The organism is Pseudomonas sp. GW821-FHT04D07 (assembly GCF_059420225.1).
On record NZ_JBWKTH010000005.1, the window covers coordinates 170,629 to 186,013 of the forward strand.

16 protein-coding genes are annotated in these 15,385 nt (G+C 61.8%); 11 read left to right on the forward strand and 5 right to left on the reverse strand.

Going from position 1 to position 15,385, the window contains the following annotated elements:
* Positions 1-8 precede the first annotated feature (8 nt).
* Both AC07T0_RS09475 and AC07T0_RS09480 read right to left on the reverse strand, forming a co-directional pair.
* Positions 9-671: an amino acid ABC transporter permease gene (locus AC07T0_RS09475; protein ID WP_495000914.1), complete on the reverse strand. Its 663-nt coding sequence runs from the start codon at positions 669-671 to the stop codon at positions 9-11.
* Positions 672-724: 53 nt separating this feature from the next.
* Positions 725-1,567 carry a transporter substrate-binding protein gene (locus AC07T0_RS09480; RefSeq protein ID WP_495000915.1) on the reverse strand — a complete coding sequence of 281 codons (843 nt, stop codon included), beginning with the start codon at positions 1,565-1,567 and terminating at the stop codon, positions 725-727.
* A 428-nt stretch (positions 1,568-1,995) separates the two neighbouring features.
* On the opposite strand from AC07T0_RS09480, the gene AC07T0_RS09485 reads away from it, so the two are divergent.
* The 5 genes from AC07T0_RS09485 to efeO (AC07T0_RS09505) all read left to right on the forward strand — a co-directional run bounded on the left by AC07T0_RS09485 (position 1,996) and on the right by efeO (AC07T0_RS09505) (position 7,228).
* A complete protein-coding gene (locus AC07T0_RS09485) occupies positions 1,996-2,262 on the forward strand; it encodes a DUF2790 domain-containing protein (RefSeq protein ID WP_495000916.1) in 267 nt (88 codons plus the stop codon).
* A 735-nt stretch (positions 2,263-2,997) separates the two neighbouring features.
* On the forward strand, positions 2,998-3,840 hold the full coding sequence (efeU, locus tag AC07T0_RS09490) for an iron uptake transporter permease EfeU (RefSeq protein WP_495000917.1): 843 nt from the start codon (positions 2,998-3,000) through the stop codon (positions 3,838-3,840).
* An 8-nt stretch (positions 3,841-3,848) separates the two neighbouring features.
* A complete protein-coding gene (efeO, locus tag AC07T0_RS09495) occupies positions 3,849-5,042 on the forward strand; it encodes an iron uptake system protein EfeO (RefSeq protein ID WP_495000918.1) in 1,194 nt (397 codons plus the stop codon).
* Between the two features lie 19 nt (positions 5,043-5,061).
* A complete protein-coding gene (gene efeB / locus AC07T0_RS09500; protein WP_495000919.1) occupies positions 5,062-6,378 on the forward strand; it encodes an iron uptake transporter deferrochelatase/peroxidase subunit in 1,317 nt (438 codons plus the stop codon).
* A 25-nt stretch (positions 6,379-6,403) separates the two neighbouring features.
* Complete coding sequence (gene efeO / locus AC07T0_RS09505) at positions 6,404-7,228, forward strand: iron uptake system protein EfeO (RefSeq protein ID WP_495000920.1); 825 nt, start codon at positions 6,404-6,406, stop codon at positions 7,226-7,228.
* A 167-nt stretch (positions 7,229-7,395) separates the two neighbouring features.
* Here the strand turns inward: efeO (AC07T0_RS09505) and pssA are convergent, their stop codons facing one another.
* Positions 7,396-8,739, reverse strand: coding sequence for a CDP-diacylglycerol--serine O-phosphatidyltransferase (gene pssA, locus AC07T0_RS09510; RefSeq protein ID WP_495000921.1), 1,344 nt, complete (start codon positions 8,737-8,739; stop codon positions 7,396-7,398).
* A gap of 210 nt (positions 8,740-8,949) precedes the next feature.
* Between pssA and AC07T0_RS09515 the strand changes: the two genes are divergently transcribed.
* From AC07T0_RS09515 to pncA, 6 genes are all read left to right on the forward strand, one after another.
* Positions 8,950-9,513, forward strand: coding sequence for a TetR/AcrR family transcriptional regulator (locus tag AC07T0_RS09515; protein WP_495001026.1), 564 nt, complete (start codon positions 8,950-8,952; stop codon positions 9,511-9,513).
* A gap of 113 nt (positions 9,514-9,626) precedes the next feature.
* A complete protein-coding gene (locus AC07T0_RS09520; RefSeq protein ID WP_495000922.1) occupies positions 9,627-10,106 on the forward strand; it encodes a nuclear transport factor 2 family protein in 480 nt (159 codons plus the stop codon).
* Positions 10,107-10,334: 228 nt separating this feature from the next.
* Positions 10,335-10,874 (forward strand): tetratricopeptide repeat protein, encoded by a 540-nt coding sequence (locus AC07T0_RS09525; RefSeq protein ID WP_495000923.1) that lies wholly within the window; start codon positions 10,335-10,337, stop codon positions 10,872-10,874.
* Between the two features lie 54 nt (positions 10,875-10,928).
* A complete protein-coding gene (locus AC07T0_RS09530; RefSeq protein WP_495000924.1) occupies positions 10,929-11,426 on the forward strand; it encodes an RNA polymerase sigma factor in 498 nt (165 codons plus the stop codon).
* A complete protein-coding gene (locus AC07T0_RS09535) occupies positions 11,423-12,211 on the forward strand; it encodes an anti-sigma factor family protein (RefSeq protein WP_495000925.1) in 789 nt (262 codons plus the stop codon). Before AC07T0_RS09530 ends, AC07T0_RS09535 begins: the two co-directional genes overlap by 4 nt.
* Before the next feature lie 165 nt (positions 12,212-12,376).
* Positions 12,377-13,030, forward strand: coding sequence for a bifunctional nicotinamidase/pyrazinamidase (pncA, locus tag AC07T0_RS09540; RefSeq protein WP_495000926.1), 654 nt, complete (start codon positions 12,377-12,379; stop codon positions 13,028-13,030).
* 55 nt (positions 13,031-13,085) lie between these two features.
* Here pncA and AC07T0_RS09545 read toward each other — a convergent pair whose 3' ends face one another.
* On the reverse strand, positions 13,086-14,765 hold the full coding sequence (locus AC07T0_RS09545) for a SulP family inorganic anion transporter (protein ID WP_495000927.1): 1,680 nt from the start codon (positions 14,763-14,765) through the stop codon (positions 13,086-13,088).
* Positions 14,758-15,375: a ParB-like protein gene (locus AC07T0_RS09550; RefSeq protein ID WP_495000928.1), complete on the reverse strand. Its 618-nt coding sequence runs from the start codon at positions 15,373-15,375 to the stop codon at positions 14,758-14,760. The genes AC07T0_RS09545 and AC07T0_RS09550 overlap by 8 nt, the downstream gene beginning before the upstream one ends.
* Positions 15,376-15,385: the final 10 nt, after the last annotated feature.

Sequence of the window (15,385 nt, forward strand, 5' to 3'; positions counted from 1 at the left end):
AGTGCCTCCTATCGGCGGATCGCCAGACGCTGCTCGAGGTGACGCAGCATCAGGGCAATGAGGTAACAGGCGACCACATAGAGTGCCGTGGTGACCATCCAGGTTTCGATCACCCGGTAGCTTTCCACGTTGATCTTGCGGGCGTGATAGGTCAGCTCCGGCACGGCGATGGCCGCCGCCAGGGAGGTGTCCTTGAACAGCGAAATGAAGTTGTTGGACAGCGCCGGTAGCACGTTGCGCAACATCACCGGCACGGTGACATAGGCCCGAACCTGCCATTCGCCGAGGCCGATGGCCAGCCCGGCTTCACGCTGGCCCTTGGGAATACTCAGCAGGCCGGCGCGGAATACCTCGGTCAGGTAAGCCCCGGCATACAGCGACAGCGTGACGATAAACGAGGGGATCTTGTCCAGCCGGATGCCCAGGCTCGGCATGGCGAAATAGATCAACAGGATCAACACCAGGATCGGCGTATTACGGATCACCGTCACATACACCGACGCCAGCGCCCGCAATGGGCGATGCTTGCTGAGCAAGGCAAACGCCATCATCAGGCCGATCACACAACCGATGGCGATGGACACCAGGGCCAGTTCCAGGCCCAGGCCCAGTCCCGCCAGCAAGGTGTCGAAATCGCGCCAGACGGCGGCAAAGTTCAACTCATAGTTCATGGTTCGCAGTACCTTCGACGGGGCGCCGAGCGCGGCGCCCTGCCCTTAACGGATCACTTGAATTCGACTGGGAAACCGATTTCCGGGGAAGGAAGGTCTACGCCGAACCATTTCTTGAAGGAGGCTGCGTAGGTGGGGAACTCGACGCCGGTCATGGACTCATGCAAGGCGGTGTTGACGAAGTTCAGCCAGTCCTGGTCGCCGCGCTTGACCGCGCAGGCATAGGTCTGTGGGCTCCAGGCAAAGGCCGGGCTGCGATACATGCCAGGTTTCTGCACCATCAGGTACTTGACCGAAGACTGATCGGTGGCGGCGGCATCGGCGCGGCCGGTGCTCATGGCCTGGTACATCAGGTCAACGCTGTCGTACTGGTCGACCTTGGCCTTGGGCAGTGCCTGGTGCACCAGCTCCTCGGCATAAACATTCTGCAGCACGGCCACGGTAACGCCATCGCCGGCGGCGCGCAGGCTGTCGATTTCCTTGTATTTGCTATTGGCCGGCAACAGCAGTGCGACCCCCTCGCGGTAGTACGGCAGGGTGAAGGCAACCTGCTGGGCACGGCTGGCGGTGACGGTGATGAACTGGCAGCTGATATCGACCTTGTCGGTCAGCAGGTTGGGAATCCGCGCATCGGAAGACTGCACCACGTACTCGACCTTGCTCGGGTCATTGAACAGGCCCTTGGCGATCATCCCGCCGATATCGATATCGAACCCCTGCAACTTGCCGTCCGCGCCCTGGAAGTGCCACGGCGCGTTGGTGCTGCCAGTGCCTACAATCAGGTGACCGCGTTTGAGCACGCTATCGAGCTTGCTGTCGGCGGCTTGCGCAGCGACTGCCGCCGAAGCCGCCAGAAGAAAAACACAGGCTTTAAACAAGGAAAGTCCACGCTGCATGACGTTGCACTCCGATGATGTGTATTCCGCTATAACGGAACTTAGTATGTAACAACGGAATAGACAGCAGAAAGTGTGCCACAGGGTTCAGCGCGCCAGCATCAGGGTTTAAAATTTAATAAAAATCAATTAGATAGATTTTTATGGGCCTCGATGTCACGGGCGGTAGCACAGCCGCCGTGCTACGGAAGGCTACGCAGGAGTGGGTGTGAAGGCCCCAAGGCAGTGCGGGGTTGGGTGATTTGGGGGCAGGCTTCGCTGACTCCGTTAGCAAACTAATAAAAGTCCTACACTTAACTCAGGATTAATCCTGCACACGGAAAGTGAAATCGACCGCGCTCGCGCAGATTTCCCCTGACGCCCTCCGCGGCATGTCCAGCGCCATTGCGGTGCCGGATGAAACCTCAAGCCTGCTTCGGAGAAACACCATGAACCTACGTACCTTGCTGGTGACCGGCGCCCTGGCCGTCTCGGCCTTTGCCGGCATAGCCCAGGCCGACAACACCAGCACCTCCCAACCCGTGCCCTATCATTACGGCATGCCCTTGCACATCGCCAAAGTCGTGTCGATGACCGAACAACCGAGCCAGACCTGCAAGGTGGTCACGGCCGATATGAAGTTTATCGATACCGCCGGCAAGCCCGAGGACATCAGCTACCTCAAGCTGTCGGACGCTTGTAACTTCAATAACTGATGCCTATCGGGACGGTATCCTGAAAACACCGCAAAACCTGTAGGAGCCAGCTTGCTGGCGATGACGTCCGGACAGACACCGCAAGGCTCAAGGGTCCCATCGCTGGCAAGCCAGTTCTGGCCGATACGAAAAAGCCCGCACAGGGCGGGCTTTGAAAACTAAGTAGGTGGCCGGCGCTGGTCTCCGGCTTACAAGGTTTATCAGGACTCTCACAGAACAGTTTTGTGCTCTTCTGCTTCACACGGCATAAGGGCTGGATCTCAGCGCGGAGATCTTTCTAACCGTGTACCCTTCGGAACGCGCCCCACGTTTCCTTGCTATCCTCTTGCGCATCAGTCTGCGTCTTCACCTACAGTTTTAGAATAGCAAAAAGTCCGAAGCGCTGGCCGGGCTTTTTAGAACGATTTTATTCAGGGCAAAGAGCGGCCAGTTATGGCGATGCGCAAAACCTCTGCCGCTCGCGGGCGCCCCCGAACCTGCGCAGCACTCCTGCGAAAACTTCATGAGTCGTGCTTTTGTACTGCCGTGATGGAGCTTGAACCGAACCCGCAGCACCTCGACTCCAGATCAGATAACTCGCAAATGCAGCGCTAGACGCTCGTTTGAGCGCAATCCCCCACTGTCAACTCTCCCACCCATTCAGCCACCGCGGAGCAATTAACAATAAAACCTGTTTAGTAATGAGTATCATTATGTTACAAATTAGCATCCTCTCTAACACGGGTGCATCACCGAATGCTGGTTCCCTTTCTAATCATGCTGCGCGAAGGCATTGAAGCCGCGCTCATCGTTGGCATTATCGCCAGTTACCTCAAGCAGACTGGCCGGGGTCAGTGGATGTCGGCGGTGTGGATCGGCGTGTTTCTCGCCGCCGCCCTCGCCCTGCTGGTCGGCGGCGGCCTGGAACTGATGAGTGCCGAGTTCCCGCAGAAACAGCAGGAACTCTTCGAAGGCGTGGTCGGACTGATCGCCGTTGGCATCCTCAGCTCGATGGTGTTCTGGATGCGCAAGGTCGCCCGGTCCATCAAGCACGCCCTGCATGAGTCCCTCGACCAGGCGCTCGCCGGTTCCAGGCATCAGGTCTGGGCACTGATTGCCATGGTGTTTTTCGCCGTGGCCCGCGAAGGCCTGGAAACCGTGTTCTTCCTGTTGGCGGTGTTCCAGCAGAGCGAAGGTCCGGGCGCGCCGATCGGCGCCCTGCTCGGCCTGATCCTGGCGATTTTCATCGGTTTCGCCATCTACAGCGGCAGCATGCGCCTGAACCTGGGGTTGTTCTTCCGCTGGACCGGCCTGTTTATCCTGGTGGTCGCCGCCGGTATCCTCGCCAACTCGGTCCAGGCCCTGCATGAAGCCGGCCTGTGGAACCACCTGCAAAGCGTGGTCTTCGACATCAGCGCCACGCTACCGATGGACGGTCCGGCGGGCTCGGTCCTGGCCGGCATGTTCGGTTACCAGGAGGCACCAACGGTCAGCGTCCTCGGCGCTTACCTGTTGTACCTGGCGACCACCCTGGTGCTGTTCTTCCTTCCGTCCGCGGCAGCGGCACCCAAGCACACTTCTTCCGTTCCCAACCAGTAAGGTTACCCATGTCCAACCCTGCAACTGGCAAACCGCCCCAGGTCCTGCGCTGGGCGGTAGCCGGCTCGGTGATCGTGATGATCGCGGCCGGTGGACTGTTCTACTACGCCTCGCAATTGGCCGCGAGCAAGCGCCAGGCCCATCACAACGAAATCACCGTGACCATCCAGGCCCACGGCTGCGAGCCGAATGTGCTGAGCGTGCCGGCCGGGCAGAACAGCTTCCGCATCCTCAACAGTTCGCAACGCGTGGTCGAGTGGGAAATCCTCGACGGCGTGCTGGTGCTCGAAGAGCGCGAGAACATCGCCCCGGGCCTGAGCCAGGTGATCAACGCCAAGCTGCAGCCCGGCGACTATGCCATTACCTGCGGGCTGCTGAGCAATCCACGCGCAACCTTGCACGTGACGCCGACGGCCGCTTCCGAGGCCGCGGCCAAGGCGCGCCCGTCTATGACCGCCTTTATCGGGCCGTTGTCGGAGTTCCGCGTCTACCTGAGCAGCCAAAGCATCGCGCTGATCAAGGCCACCGATGCCCTCGAGCAGGCGATTGCCGCCGGCGACCTGACCCAGGCCCAGGCGCTCTATGCCCCGGCCCGGGCCGCCTATCAGCGCCTGGCCCCGGCCGCCCAGCGCTTCGCCGAGCTGGATAATGCGATCAACGCCCGCGCCGACTATTACGAAAAACGCGAACAGGACCCGGGGTTCGGCGGCTTCCACCGCCTCGAATACGGCCTATTCCAGCAACGCAGCGTCGACGCCCTGGTGCCGGTCGCCCAGCGTCTGCAAGCCGATATCGCCAGCCTTAAGCAGCAACTGCTGGCGACATCGCTGCCGCCGGAGCAACTGCTCAGCATCGTCGTCCGCAGCCTGCGCAGCATGGCCGAAACCCGTGCCGGCAGTGGCGAAGAAGAACGCTACAGCCACGTCGACCTGGACGGCTTCGTCGCCAACCTGCAAGCCGCGCAAAAGGTCATCGACCTGATGCGGCCGCTGCTGGTCAAGTCGTCCGGCGACCTGCTGATGAAAATCGACAGCGCCGCGACGGCCCTGGACGCCGAATTCAACGGCCTGCGCAACGCCAGCGGCTATGCCACCTACGACACCGTGAGTGCTACGCAACGCCAACAGATCAGCGACAAGGCCAAGGCCCTGGCCGATGCACTCGATGGAATCGATCCCGCCCTCGGCCTTTCCGGCCTGTAAACAAGCAGACGATACGAACATGAGCGATTCAGAACAGCACAACGCCGAATTTTCCGCCCAGCGCCGCCGTGTCCTGCTGGGCATGGGGGTGGCCGGTGCCGCCCTCGCCGGTAGCGCCCTGAGCTGCCCGGCCATGGCCGCCAGCCAGGCGCAAGCCCAGGTCACCGAAGCGCCGAGCAGCGACAAGACCCAGGACCGCCATGACTTCCATGGCAAATACCAGAGCGGAATCGTCACCCCGCGTCCGGCCGCCGGCATGATCGTCTCCTTCGACGTCCTGGCCAGCGACAGTGAGGAACTCGAACGCCTGTTCCGCACCCTGAACAAGCGCATCGCCTTCCTGATGAGCGGTGGCACGGTGAAACAGGTCGATGAAAAACTACCGCCGCTGGACTCCGGAATTCTTGGCCCGATGGTCACCCCGGACAACCTGACCATCACCGTGGCGGTGGGCGAGTCGCTGTTCGACGAGCGTTACGGCCTGGCCGCCGTCAAACCCAAGCAACTGATCCGCATGGTCGGTTTCCCCAACGACGCGCTACAGCCGGAGCTGTGCCACGGCGACTTGAGTATCCAATTCTGCTCGAACACCCCGGACACCAACATTCACGCCCTGCGCGATATCGTCAAGAACACCCCGGATCTGCTGCTGGTGCGCTGGAAACAGGAAGGCACGGTACCGGCCCAGGCACCGCTCAAGACCGGCGAACCGGCCCAGAGCGCGCGCAACTTCCTCGGTTTCCGCGACGGTTCGGCCAACCCGGACTCCAACGATGGCAGCGCCATGGACCGCATCGTCTGGGTTCAGCCCGGCGCCAATGAACCGGGCTGGGCAGTGGCCGGCAGCTACCAGGCGGTGCGGATCATCCGCAACCTGGTTGAGCGCTGGGACCGCACGCCCCTGCAGGAACAACAAAGCATCATCGGCCGGGTCAAGACCACCGGCGCGCCCATGGGCGGCGAGAAGGAAACCCAGGTTCCCGACTACGCCAAGGACCCGGAAGGCAAGCTGACCAAGCTCGATGCGCATATCCGCCTGGCCAACCCGCGCACCGCCGCCACCCAGCGCAACCTGATTCTGCGTCGACCCTTCAACTACTCCAATGGCGTGAGCAAGAACGGCCAGCTGGAGATGGGCCTGCTGTTCATCTGCTACCAGGCGGATCTGGCGCAAGGCTTTATCGCAGTGCAAACCCGGCTCAACGGCGAACCCCTGGAGGAGTACCTCAAGCCTATTGGCGGCGGCTACTTCTTCACCTTGCCGGGCGTCACCAGCGATCAGGACTTTATCGGTCGCTCACTGCTTTCAGCTGCAAAACAAAAAACCATTGCTTGACCCTTAACTCACCAGGAAACGTCCCATGAAGAAGTCGCCTCTTGCTTTGTTGTTGGCCCTTGGCTTGTTCCACACGCCGCTTTCGGCTTTCGCCGCCACCGCGCCGTTGGATCTGGTGGGGCCGGTGTCCGACTACAAGATCTATGTGACCGCGGAACTCAATGAGCTAGCCAACAAGACCCAGCAGTTCACCGACGCCGTGAAGAAAGGCGACCTGGCCACCGCCAAGAAGCTCTACGCCCCGACTCGCGTGCACTACGAGAAGATCGAGCCGATCGCCGAGCTGTTCAATGACCTGGACGGCGCCATCGACTCCCGCGTCAACGACCATGAAAAAGGCGTGAAGGCTGAAGACTTCACCGGCTTCCACCGCATCGAATACAGCCTGTTCTCGGAAAACACCACCGCCGGCCTGGGTGACCTGGCGGCTGGCCTGAACAAGGACGTCAAGGACCTGCAAGCCCGCGTCGCCGGCCTGACCTTCCCACCCGAGAAAGTCGTAGGCGGTGCCGCCGCGCTGCTGGAGGAAGTGGCCGCGACCAAGATCTCCGGTGAAGAAGACCGGTACAGCCACACCGACCTGTATGACTTCCAGGGCAACATCGACGGCGCGAAGAAAATCGTCGACCTGTTCCGTCCGCAGCTTGAGCAGCAGGACAAGGCTTTCGCGGTCAAAGTGGACAAGAACTTCGCGGCCGTGGACAAGATCCTGGCCAAGTACAAGACCAAGGATGGCGGTTTCGAAACCTATGACAAGGTCAAGGAAGCCGACCGCAAGGCCTTGGTGGGGCCGGTCACTACCCTGGCTGAAGACCTGTCGACCCTGCGTGGCAAGCTGGGCCTGAACTGAGGCCGGTGGTTATCCCGGGGGATTGATATCGCCCGGGATGGCCTCATCGCCAGCAAGCCGGCTCCTACAGTATTGGGTCGTTCGCGATAGCGAATTCAATCGAATCATTGTAGGAGCCAGCTTGCTGGCGATGAACGATAACGCGGTTCCCCTGCCTTCCCCCCGCCTTACAACATCCGATACAACAACCGCTCGATCCGTACCCGACTGACCCGCCGCAGGAATTTGCCCACTGCTTCCGGATAGTCCATCAGGGTCTCCAGGCTCTTGAAGCCGTCGAGGCGCAGGGTGTTTTCCATGATCAGGGCCACCTCCTTCGCCCGCACGTCGAGCAACTCACGACGTGGATCGTCGATCAGCAAGGCATTCTCCAGGTCCAGCCGGAACGCCCGCGGATTGAGATTGTTCCCCGTCAGCAAGGTATAACGCTCGTCGACCCACATCCCCTTGAGGTGATAGGTGTTGTCACCGTCGCGCCACAGGTGCAGGTTCAGTTGCCCACTGTCGATCACCGCCTGGTGACGCTTGGCGAAACGTCGCAGGCTGATCTCGTAGAGATAAGGCAAGGCGGCGATGACCTTGAACGGCTGGCTCGGTGGGATATAGAAGTCGTTGGCGGTCTTGTCGCCCACGATGATGTCGATCTTCACCCCACGCTCCAGGGCCCGGTTGAGTTCCCGGGTCACCGCCAGCGGCATGTTGAAATACGGTGTGCAAATGGTCAGTTGCTGCTGGCTGGAGGCGATCAGTTCGCAGACCAGGCGGTTCAATGGGTTGTTCTTGCCCAAGCCCATGATCGGGCTGACCGACAGGCCAAAGGTCGGCTCACTGCCAGCCGTGGTGTCATAACCGGCCTTCTTCAGGCGGCTGCGCAAATCGCCGATATCGCCGCGCAGGCTACGGGTAGTCGGTAACTCCGGCACATCGAGACGGCGAACCGCCCGGGACGCCAGCAACTCGTTGCGCACCAGCCCCTGCATGGAATCGGCCAAGGCGGCATTGTGCAACAGGTGGTAACGGTCGAAGCGGTATTTGTCGAGCTTGTGCAGGTAGACGTTGTTCAGGCTGGCGCCGCTGTAGATCACGCAATCGTCGATCACGAAACCCTTGAGGTGCAGCACGCCGAACAGTTCGCGGGTTTGCACCGGCACTCCGTAGATCGGCACTTGCGTCGCGTGGTCGCGGGTTTGCGCCTGGTACCAGGCACTGTTGCCCGGCTGCTTGCCGGCCCCGATCAGGCCACGCTGGGCCCGCAGCCAGTCCACCACGACGACGATGTCCAGCTCCGGACGGGCCGCCTTGGCCGCATGCAGGGCAGCGAGGATTTCCTGGCCGGCTTCGTCTTCCTGCAGGTACAACGCCACCAGCGTGATGCGCTGCCGGGCAGCGGCGATCTGCTCCAGCAGGCAGCGCCGGAACTCGGCGGCCGAAGGCAGGATGGTCAGGGCCTCGGCAGCCAGAGGAAAGCTGCGCAATTTGGGCAACAAGGAGCGTTTGAAGAGCGACGGCATAGGGCTCGCTAGGGTCGAATGCGAAGAATCAGTAAGTCTACACCATGCGCCGCTCTCGAATGCGTCTTCGACGAGGGCTTTGCCGCCAACCCCGATGCCGGTTCGGAAGGCTTCCCGGATGGGCGCCCTGCTCGCGCCCCTTTTGCCCTTCGGGGGGTTATTTGGAAAAGGCGATTGACCTTGGAGAACGATCGTTCTACTCTCTTTCCCATGAACGAAATCACCCCGAACCAGACCCGCGAAAACCTGCTGGATACCGCCGAACGGTTGATCTATCAAAGTGGCATCCATGCCACCGGCATCGATCTTCTGGTGCGCACCTCCGGTGTGGCGCGCAAAAGCCTCTACAAGTACTTCGGCACCAAGGACGACCTGACCCTGGAAGCCCTGCGGCGCCGGGATATCCGCTGGATGCGGTGGTATCGCGGCGAAGTCGAGCAGGCCGCCAGCTCCGGCGAACGTCTGCTCGCGCTGTTCAGCGTGCTCGGTGGCTGGTTCGCCAGCGAGGGCTTTCGCGGCTGTGCCTTTATCAACACCGCTGGCGAAACCGGTGATCCCCAGGACCCGGTACGGCAACTGGCCAAGGAACATAAACAGAAGTTGCTCGACTATGTGGTCGAGCTCTGTGAAGCACATGGCATCGCCGATCCCCTGGCCACTGGCAAGCAGTTGCTGATCCTGATCGACGGCGCCATTACCGTTGCACTTGTCATGGGCGATCCCGGTGCAGCCGATAATGCGCAATGCATGGCGCGAACGTTATTGGCGCTCTGAGTCGCGCTCCGAGCCGCCACTACGCTCTGGATGAGCGAGTGGCCAACGGGCCCGCGACCGCTTGACCCAAGCGCGACAACTTGTCTGAACCCTACTCAATTGGAGACATTGCCATGTCATCTGACGCTGACGTTCGCCCACCGCTTCCCCCTTTCACCCGAGAATCGGCGATCCAGAAGATCCGCCTGGCCGAAGATGGCTGGAACTCCCGCGACCCGGAACGCGTGTCCCTGGCCTACACCCTGGACACCCAATGGCGCAACCGCGCCGAGTTCGCCCACAACCGTGAAGAAGCCAAGGCGTTCCTGAGCCGCAAATGGGCCAAGGAACTGGATTACCGCCTGATCAAGGAACTCTGGGCCTTTACCGACAACCGTATTGCCGTGCGCTATGCCTATGAGTGGCATGACGACTCGGGTAACTGGTTCCGCTCCTACGGCAACGAAAACTGGGAGTTCGACGAAAACGGCTTGATGGCCAATCGTTACGCCTGCATCAACGACATGCCGATCAAGGCCTCGGAGCGCAAGTACCACTGGCCGCTGGGCCGTCGTCCGGATGATCACCCAGGCCTTTCGGACCTGGGGTTGTAACTCATCACCCGATCATTCCCACCCAGGGTGGGAATGATCGCCTGTGCAAAAAATCGCCCGATGGGCGATTTTTTCTGCAGCCTTGAATAAATTCCGAACGCCAGGTGTTCAATCCATAACAACCCTCACCATCGACTTGCGACAGGGCGTTGCAAATAAATTTCAGTGACAGCGAATAAAGCCCGATGCATCAGTGTTTACTAGCCAACAGATACCGGAGCATTACCGATGAGCATTAAAGCCACGTTCGCGGTTCCTTTCCTGATTGCCAGTTGCATGGCTGCGGCCCTGTTGAGCACGCCGGCATTCGCCTCGGGCGGAAAACCGGAATCGATGCCGCCGAGCTGCCCCAAGGGGCAGATGTGGGACAAAGCCAAGAAAGCCTGCGTCCCGTATGTCAGCAGCCTGACGCCGGATGAAGATCGCACCGACTATGCCTACCGCCTGGCCAAGAACGGGGAATATCAGGCAGCCCTGGACCTGCTCGACACCCTCAAGCAACCCAACACTGCCAAGGCCCTCAACTATCGGGGCTATGCCACCCGCAAACTGGGGCGCACCGACGAAGGCATCGGCTACTATCTGCAGGCCGTGAAGCTCGACCCGAACTACGCCCAGGTGCGCGAATACCTCGGTGAAGCCTACGTGATCAAGGGCCGTATCGACCTGGCCCAGGTGCAGTTGCAGACCATCAAGTCGCTCTGCGGCACCGATTGCGAAGAATATGAAGACCTGGCCGACGCCATCGCGCACCCGACCCCCAGCTGATCACCGTTAAAGGCGGAGGTTGTCATCGCCAGCGACAAGGAAATACGCACCGAGATGGCACAGCACCTGCCGCGCCTATGGCGTTACGCACTGGTGTTGTCGCGCCAACGCCATATCGCCGAAGACCTGGTGCAGGCTACTTGTGTCCGTGCCCTGGAGCGAGGTGGGCAGTTCGTCTCGGGCACGCACATGGACCGCTGGCTGCTGAGCATCCTGCATTCGATCTGGCTCAATGAAGTACGCTCCCAGCGGGTTCGCCGTGGCCAGGGCCTGGTCGATGCCGATGATGCCCTGAGTTTCGACGGCGAACAGGCGATACAGACCCACGTACTGGCTTCCCAGGTGATCAAGCGCGTCGATGCCTTGCCCGACGCCCAGCGCGAAACGGTGTTTCTCGCCTATGTCGAAGGTCTGTCCTACAAGGAAGTGGCCCAGGTTCTCGAAGTGCCCATCGGTACGGTCATGAGCCGGCTGGCCGCCGCGCGCGTGAAACTGGCGGAGCATCCGCCGTTGCGTGCGGTGCCCAGCGCAAACAGCGGAGAACGGCGATGACTGACCAGCTTTCGCACTACACCCCGACGGATGAACAACTGGTGGCCTTTCTCGACGACGAACTGGACGCCGAGCAACGCCACCAAATCGAAGCCGCCCTGGCCCGTGACGAGGCCGTGGCCGAGCGTCTCGAGTGGCTGATGCGCAGTGACCTGCCGTTCCAGGACGCCTATGGCGAACTGCTCGAACAGGCGCCCCGGGCCCGCCTGGAGGCCATGTTGCACACCCTGCCGACAGAAAAAAAGGCCACGGCACCAATGAGCCGACGCCGCTTTCTCGCCGTGGCGGCCAGCTTCATGGTCGCGGGTATTGCCGCGGACCGACTGTTCCAGGTCTGGCAGACACCCGCGCCATCGAGCGAAATCAGCTGGCGCGGGCTGGTGGCCGACTACATGGTGCTCTACACGGCGCAGACCCTGGAGAACCTGCCCGACGCCGAGGCCGATCATCGGGCCCAGTTGCACAGTGTCGAGCAGCGCCTGGGTCTGGCGCTTGAACCGGCCCAGGTACAACTACCGGTCGCGCAACTCAAGCGCGCGCAGATGCTGGAGTACGAACATATACCGATTGCCCAGATCAACTACCTGGACCCGCAACATGGGCCGCTGGCGCTGTGCATCACCCACTCGAAAACCGGGACCCGGGCCTTGGCCCAGGAAGTGCGCCATGGCATGAACGTGGTGTTCTGGTCCGGGCCGACCTATGCCTACATGTTGATCGGACACAACTCGGTGGCTGAGCTGAACGACATGGCCGGTCTGCTCCGGCAGCGTTTCGCCAGTTGAAACAGGGGCTGGTGTGCCGGCGATAGCGGCAGTGAAGCCGCAACACATCCACCTGGTCAATCGCGTACCCGGCCCGTCACAGACCACCGACAGTCCGGTACGCCGTCGGATGCAGGCGCAACGGCTAGAATCTTTGAGGCCGAAGCCCATTTCCAAGGAGGTCTTATGTCCCCGTCTCACAACCTGCAATCCCTGAACGACCCGCGTTGCACCCTGGTCGTGATCGATATGCAAAATGACTTCATTCCCGGCGGCCAACTGGCGGTCCGGGGCGGCGACGAAATCGTGCCACTGATCAACCGCTTGGGCGCGCGCTTTCGCAACGTGGTCATCGCCCAGGACTGGCATCCCGGCGGCCATGTCTCGTTCGCCAGCAGCCATCCGGGCCATGCGCCCTTCGACAGTGTGCAACTGCCCTATGGCGCGCAAACCCTCTGGCCGGACCACTGCGTGCAAGGCAGCCATGGTGCACAGTTGCACGCGGACCTGGACCTGCCCCATGCGCAACTGATCGTGCGCAAGGGCTGTAACCGCGACATCGACAGTTATTCGGCCTTTGTCGAAGCCGACCGGCGCACGCCCACCGGCCTTGCCGGCTATCTGAAGGAGCGCGGTATCGACACGGTCTACCTGGTCGGCCTGGCGTTGGACTATTGCGTTGCCTGGTCGGCCCTGGATGCCCGGGCGGCGGGGTTCAGCACCGTGCTGATCGTCGACGCCTGCCGGGCCATTGACCTGGACGGTTCACTGCAGCGCGCGCTGGGTGAGATGGAAAGCGCCGGGGTGAAGCTGATCGACTCGATGGCACTGCCGGCCTGAACCCACGGCCAGGGGACCTTGCGCGCGTGCGCAAGGACTCCTGGCCGCGGTCAAGTCAGCCCGCGCCGCTGCTGTCCTGTGGTTGATTGACCTGCTGCACCACCGCATACACGCTCAAATCACTGAGCGTCACCTGCGCCAATGTCTCGGCCGGTAACGCCAACAATGCCTGATGCGCCCCCTGCTTCAAACGCGCGAGCAACAAGCGCTTGCCCTCGGTCTGAAAGCGCACGATAAAGTCCTGCAGGGCTTCCAGGCTGGTGCCGTCCAGGTCCGGCGATTCTTCCAGGCTGAGAATCAGCGAATGCACCGCCGCGCCCTCCTCACGAACCCGCCGTGAGACGCTGCCGAGGATGCGTTCGGCGTTGGCGAAGAACAGCGGCTCGCCCGGACGCACAATCAGCAGCCCAGGCACTTCCCGTGCCTGGGGATGCAGTTGGCAGTCGACGAAATCATGGCCGTCGGCGATATGCCCGAGCACCTGGACCGAGGCTGAGGACATCTGCCGCAACATCAGCATCAGGCTGATCGCCACCGCCGCCAGCAAGCCGTCCAGTACCCCGAGCAGCAGCACCGCGGCCACTGCGCAGATCGCCAGAACGCGGTCCCGGCGCCAGACGAAGTAGCGATGCAAAGGCTCCAGGCTCAGGGCGCGGGTCAAGGCATGAATGACGATGGCCGCCAGCACCGGTTCCGGCGTCAGGGCGATCAGCGGCAACAGGGTCAGCACGATCACCAGCACCACCAGCGCCGCCACCACACCGGCCAGGCGTGAGGTGGCGCCGGCCGCGTCATTGGCCGAGGTCGCCGAGTAGCCCGCGCCAGCGGGCATGCCGTGGAACAGACCGGATAACAGGTTGGCGCCACCCAATACCAGCAGGTCACGGTTGGAGTTCACCCGGTCACCGTGCTTGAGGGCAAAGGCGCTGATCGAGCCATAGGACTCGGCGTAGAGAATCATCACCATGGCAAAGCCCAGTTCCACCAGCTTGAGCCAGTCGGAGAATGCCAGGCGCGGCAGCGACGGCACCGCCAGTTGCAGGTCGATCACACCGATCAGGTTGATGCCGTAGCCGGGCAGCTCGAGCCACTTGCCGGCGGCGACACCGAACATCACCACCAGCAAGCCGCTTGGCAAACGTCGGTAGCGGCCCAATACCGAAAGCAGCACCAGGGCCACGCCCGCCACCGCGACCCCGGCCCAGTTCCAGAGTGGCAACTGGCTGAGCAGTTCGGGCACGAAGCGGATCAGGTCGCTGTGGGCGGGGTTCACATGAACAATACTGGCGAACTGCTTGAGGATGATGGTCACCGCCAGGCCGAAGGCAAAGCCACGCAACACCGGCTTGGCGATAAAGGATGTGACACTGCCCAGCTTGAACAAGCCGGCGAGCAGGAACATCAGGCCGGTGATCATCACCAGGCCGATGGCCATGGTCAGGCGCAGCGCCATGTCGGGACCGGCCACCGAGACCGTGGCCGCCGCCAGCACCGCGGCCGACGATGAGGTGGCGGACACAATCGCATACCGACTGGTGCCGAACAGGCCGTAGCACAGCAGCCCGGCGAAGAGTGCAATGACCCCGGCCTGAGGCGGTACGTTGGCGATGCTCGAATAAGCGACCGCCTCGGGTAACAGCAGGCCGGCAATCGACAGCCCGGCAATCAGGTCCGCCCAGCCGCGTTTCGACTGCGCGGCGGGCGACGGCGTGGTGACTGCGGTCGGCTCAGGCATCGATCGGACCACTCCAACCCGGCAGGTAACGGGCGGCCTGGCTGCGGGCCAGCTTGAGGGCGATCGCCTGCACCTGCTCGCTCGATGCGCCCAGTTGGGCGGCGGTTATCCGCGAGCGGAAGAAATCGGCCCAGAGAAACTCGCTGAAGGGGGTGACATCCTTGGCAAATCCACCGGCCCGACGCAAGGCCCCGGCCAGACTGCGATAGGGATCGTCCTGCAGCTCGCTGATACACCCGGGCACTTTGTCGTAACCGCGGCGAATACCCTTGGTATCGTAGGGATGGACCCACTGGTGAAAGTCCATGATGGTCCAGAAGCTCGCGGGTTCGACGAACGAGAGGTCCTTGAGCACCAGCAATGAGACCTTCTTCACCTCCTCCTGCATCAGCGCCAGGCCGAAGTGATGGTGATCGACAATGTAGTGCCGGCCTTCAGGCCCGAGGACGCAGGGAAACCAGTGGTTATCGAGGGCGGCTTCGCGCTCCTTGCGCTTGAGGGTCTGCCATTGGGCTTGCTTGAGGGCAACCTCTTGCAGGCCGACGGTCACTTGGGTGGGGTGCAGTTTTGCAAGCTTTGCGCTGATCAGTTGCGGGCGGGCACGAGCCATAGAGCATCTC

What these genes read in the sequence shown, in the direction of transcription:
- AC07T0_RS09550 (WP_495000928.1), bottom strand. Translation starts at nt 15,375, where the DNA reads ATGGCTCGTGCCCGCCCGCAACTGATCAGCGCAAAGCTTGCAAAACTG.
- AC07T0_RS09525 (WP_495000923.1), top strand. Translation starts at nt 10,335, where the DNA reads ATGAGCATTAAAGCCACGTTCGCGGTTCCTTTCCTGATTGCCAGTTGC.
- efeO (WP_495000920.1), top strand. Translation starts at nt 6,404, where the DNA reads ATGAAGAAGTCGCCTCTTGCTTTGTTGTTGGCCCTTGGCTTGTTCCAC.
- efeO (WP_495000918.1), top strand. Translation starts at nt 3,849, where the DNA reads ATGTCCAACCCTGCAACTGGCAAACCGCCCCAGGTCCTGCGCTGGGCG.
- AC07T0_RS09530 (WP_495000924.1), top strand. Translation starts at nt 10,929, where the DNA reads ATGGCACAGCACCTGCCGCGCCTATGGCGTTACGCACTGGTGTTGTCG.
- efeB (WP_495000919.1), top strand. Translation starts at nt 5,062, where the DNA reads ATGAGCGATTCAGAACAGCACAACGCCGAATTTTCCGCCCAGCGCCGC.
- pssA (WP_495000921.1), bottom strand. Translation starts at nt 8,739, where the DNA reads ATGCCGTCGCTCTTCAAACGCTCCTTGTTGCCCAAATTGCGCAGCTTT.
- AC07T0_RS09485 (WP_495000916.1), top strand. Translation starts at nt 1,996, where the DNA reads ATGAACCTACGTACCTTGCTGGTGACCGGCGCCCTGGCCGTCTCGGCC.
- AC07T0_RS09520 (WP_495000922.1), top strand. Translation starts at nt 9,627, where the DNA reads ATGTCATCTGACGCTGACGTTCGCCCACCGCTTCCCCCTTTCACCCGA.
- AC07T0_RS09480 (WP_495000915.1), bottom strand. Translation starts at nt 1,567, where the DNA reads ATGCAGCGTGGACTTTCCTTGTTTAAAGCCTGTGTTTTTCTTCTGGCG.
- efeU (WP_495000917.1), top strand. Translation starts at nt 2,998, where the DNA reads ATGCTGGTTCCCTTTCTAATCATGCTGCGCGAAGGCATTGAAGCCGCG.
- AC07T0_RS09515 (WP_495001026.1), top strand. Translation starts at nt 8,950, where the DNA reads ATGAACGAAATCACCCCGAACCAGACCCGCGAAAACCTGCTGGATACC.
- pncA (WP_495000926.1), top strand. Translation starts at nt 12,377, where the DNA reads ATGTCCCCGTCTCACAACCTGCAATCCCTGAACGACCCGCGTTGCACC.
- AC07T0_RS09535 (WP_495000925.1), top strand. Translation starts at nt 11,423, where the DNA reads ATGACTGACCAGCTTTCGCACTACACCCCGACGGATGAACAACTGGTG.
- AC07T0_RS09545 (WP_495000927.1), bottom strand. Translation starts at nt 14,765, where the DNA reads ATGCCTGAGCCGACCGCAGTCACCACGCCGTCGCCCGCCGCGCAGTCG.
- AC07T0_RS09475 (WP_495000914.1), bottom strand. Translation starts at nt 671, where the DNA reads ATGAACTATGAGTTGAACTTTGCCGCCGTCTGGCGCGATTTCGACACC.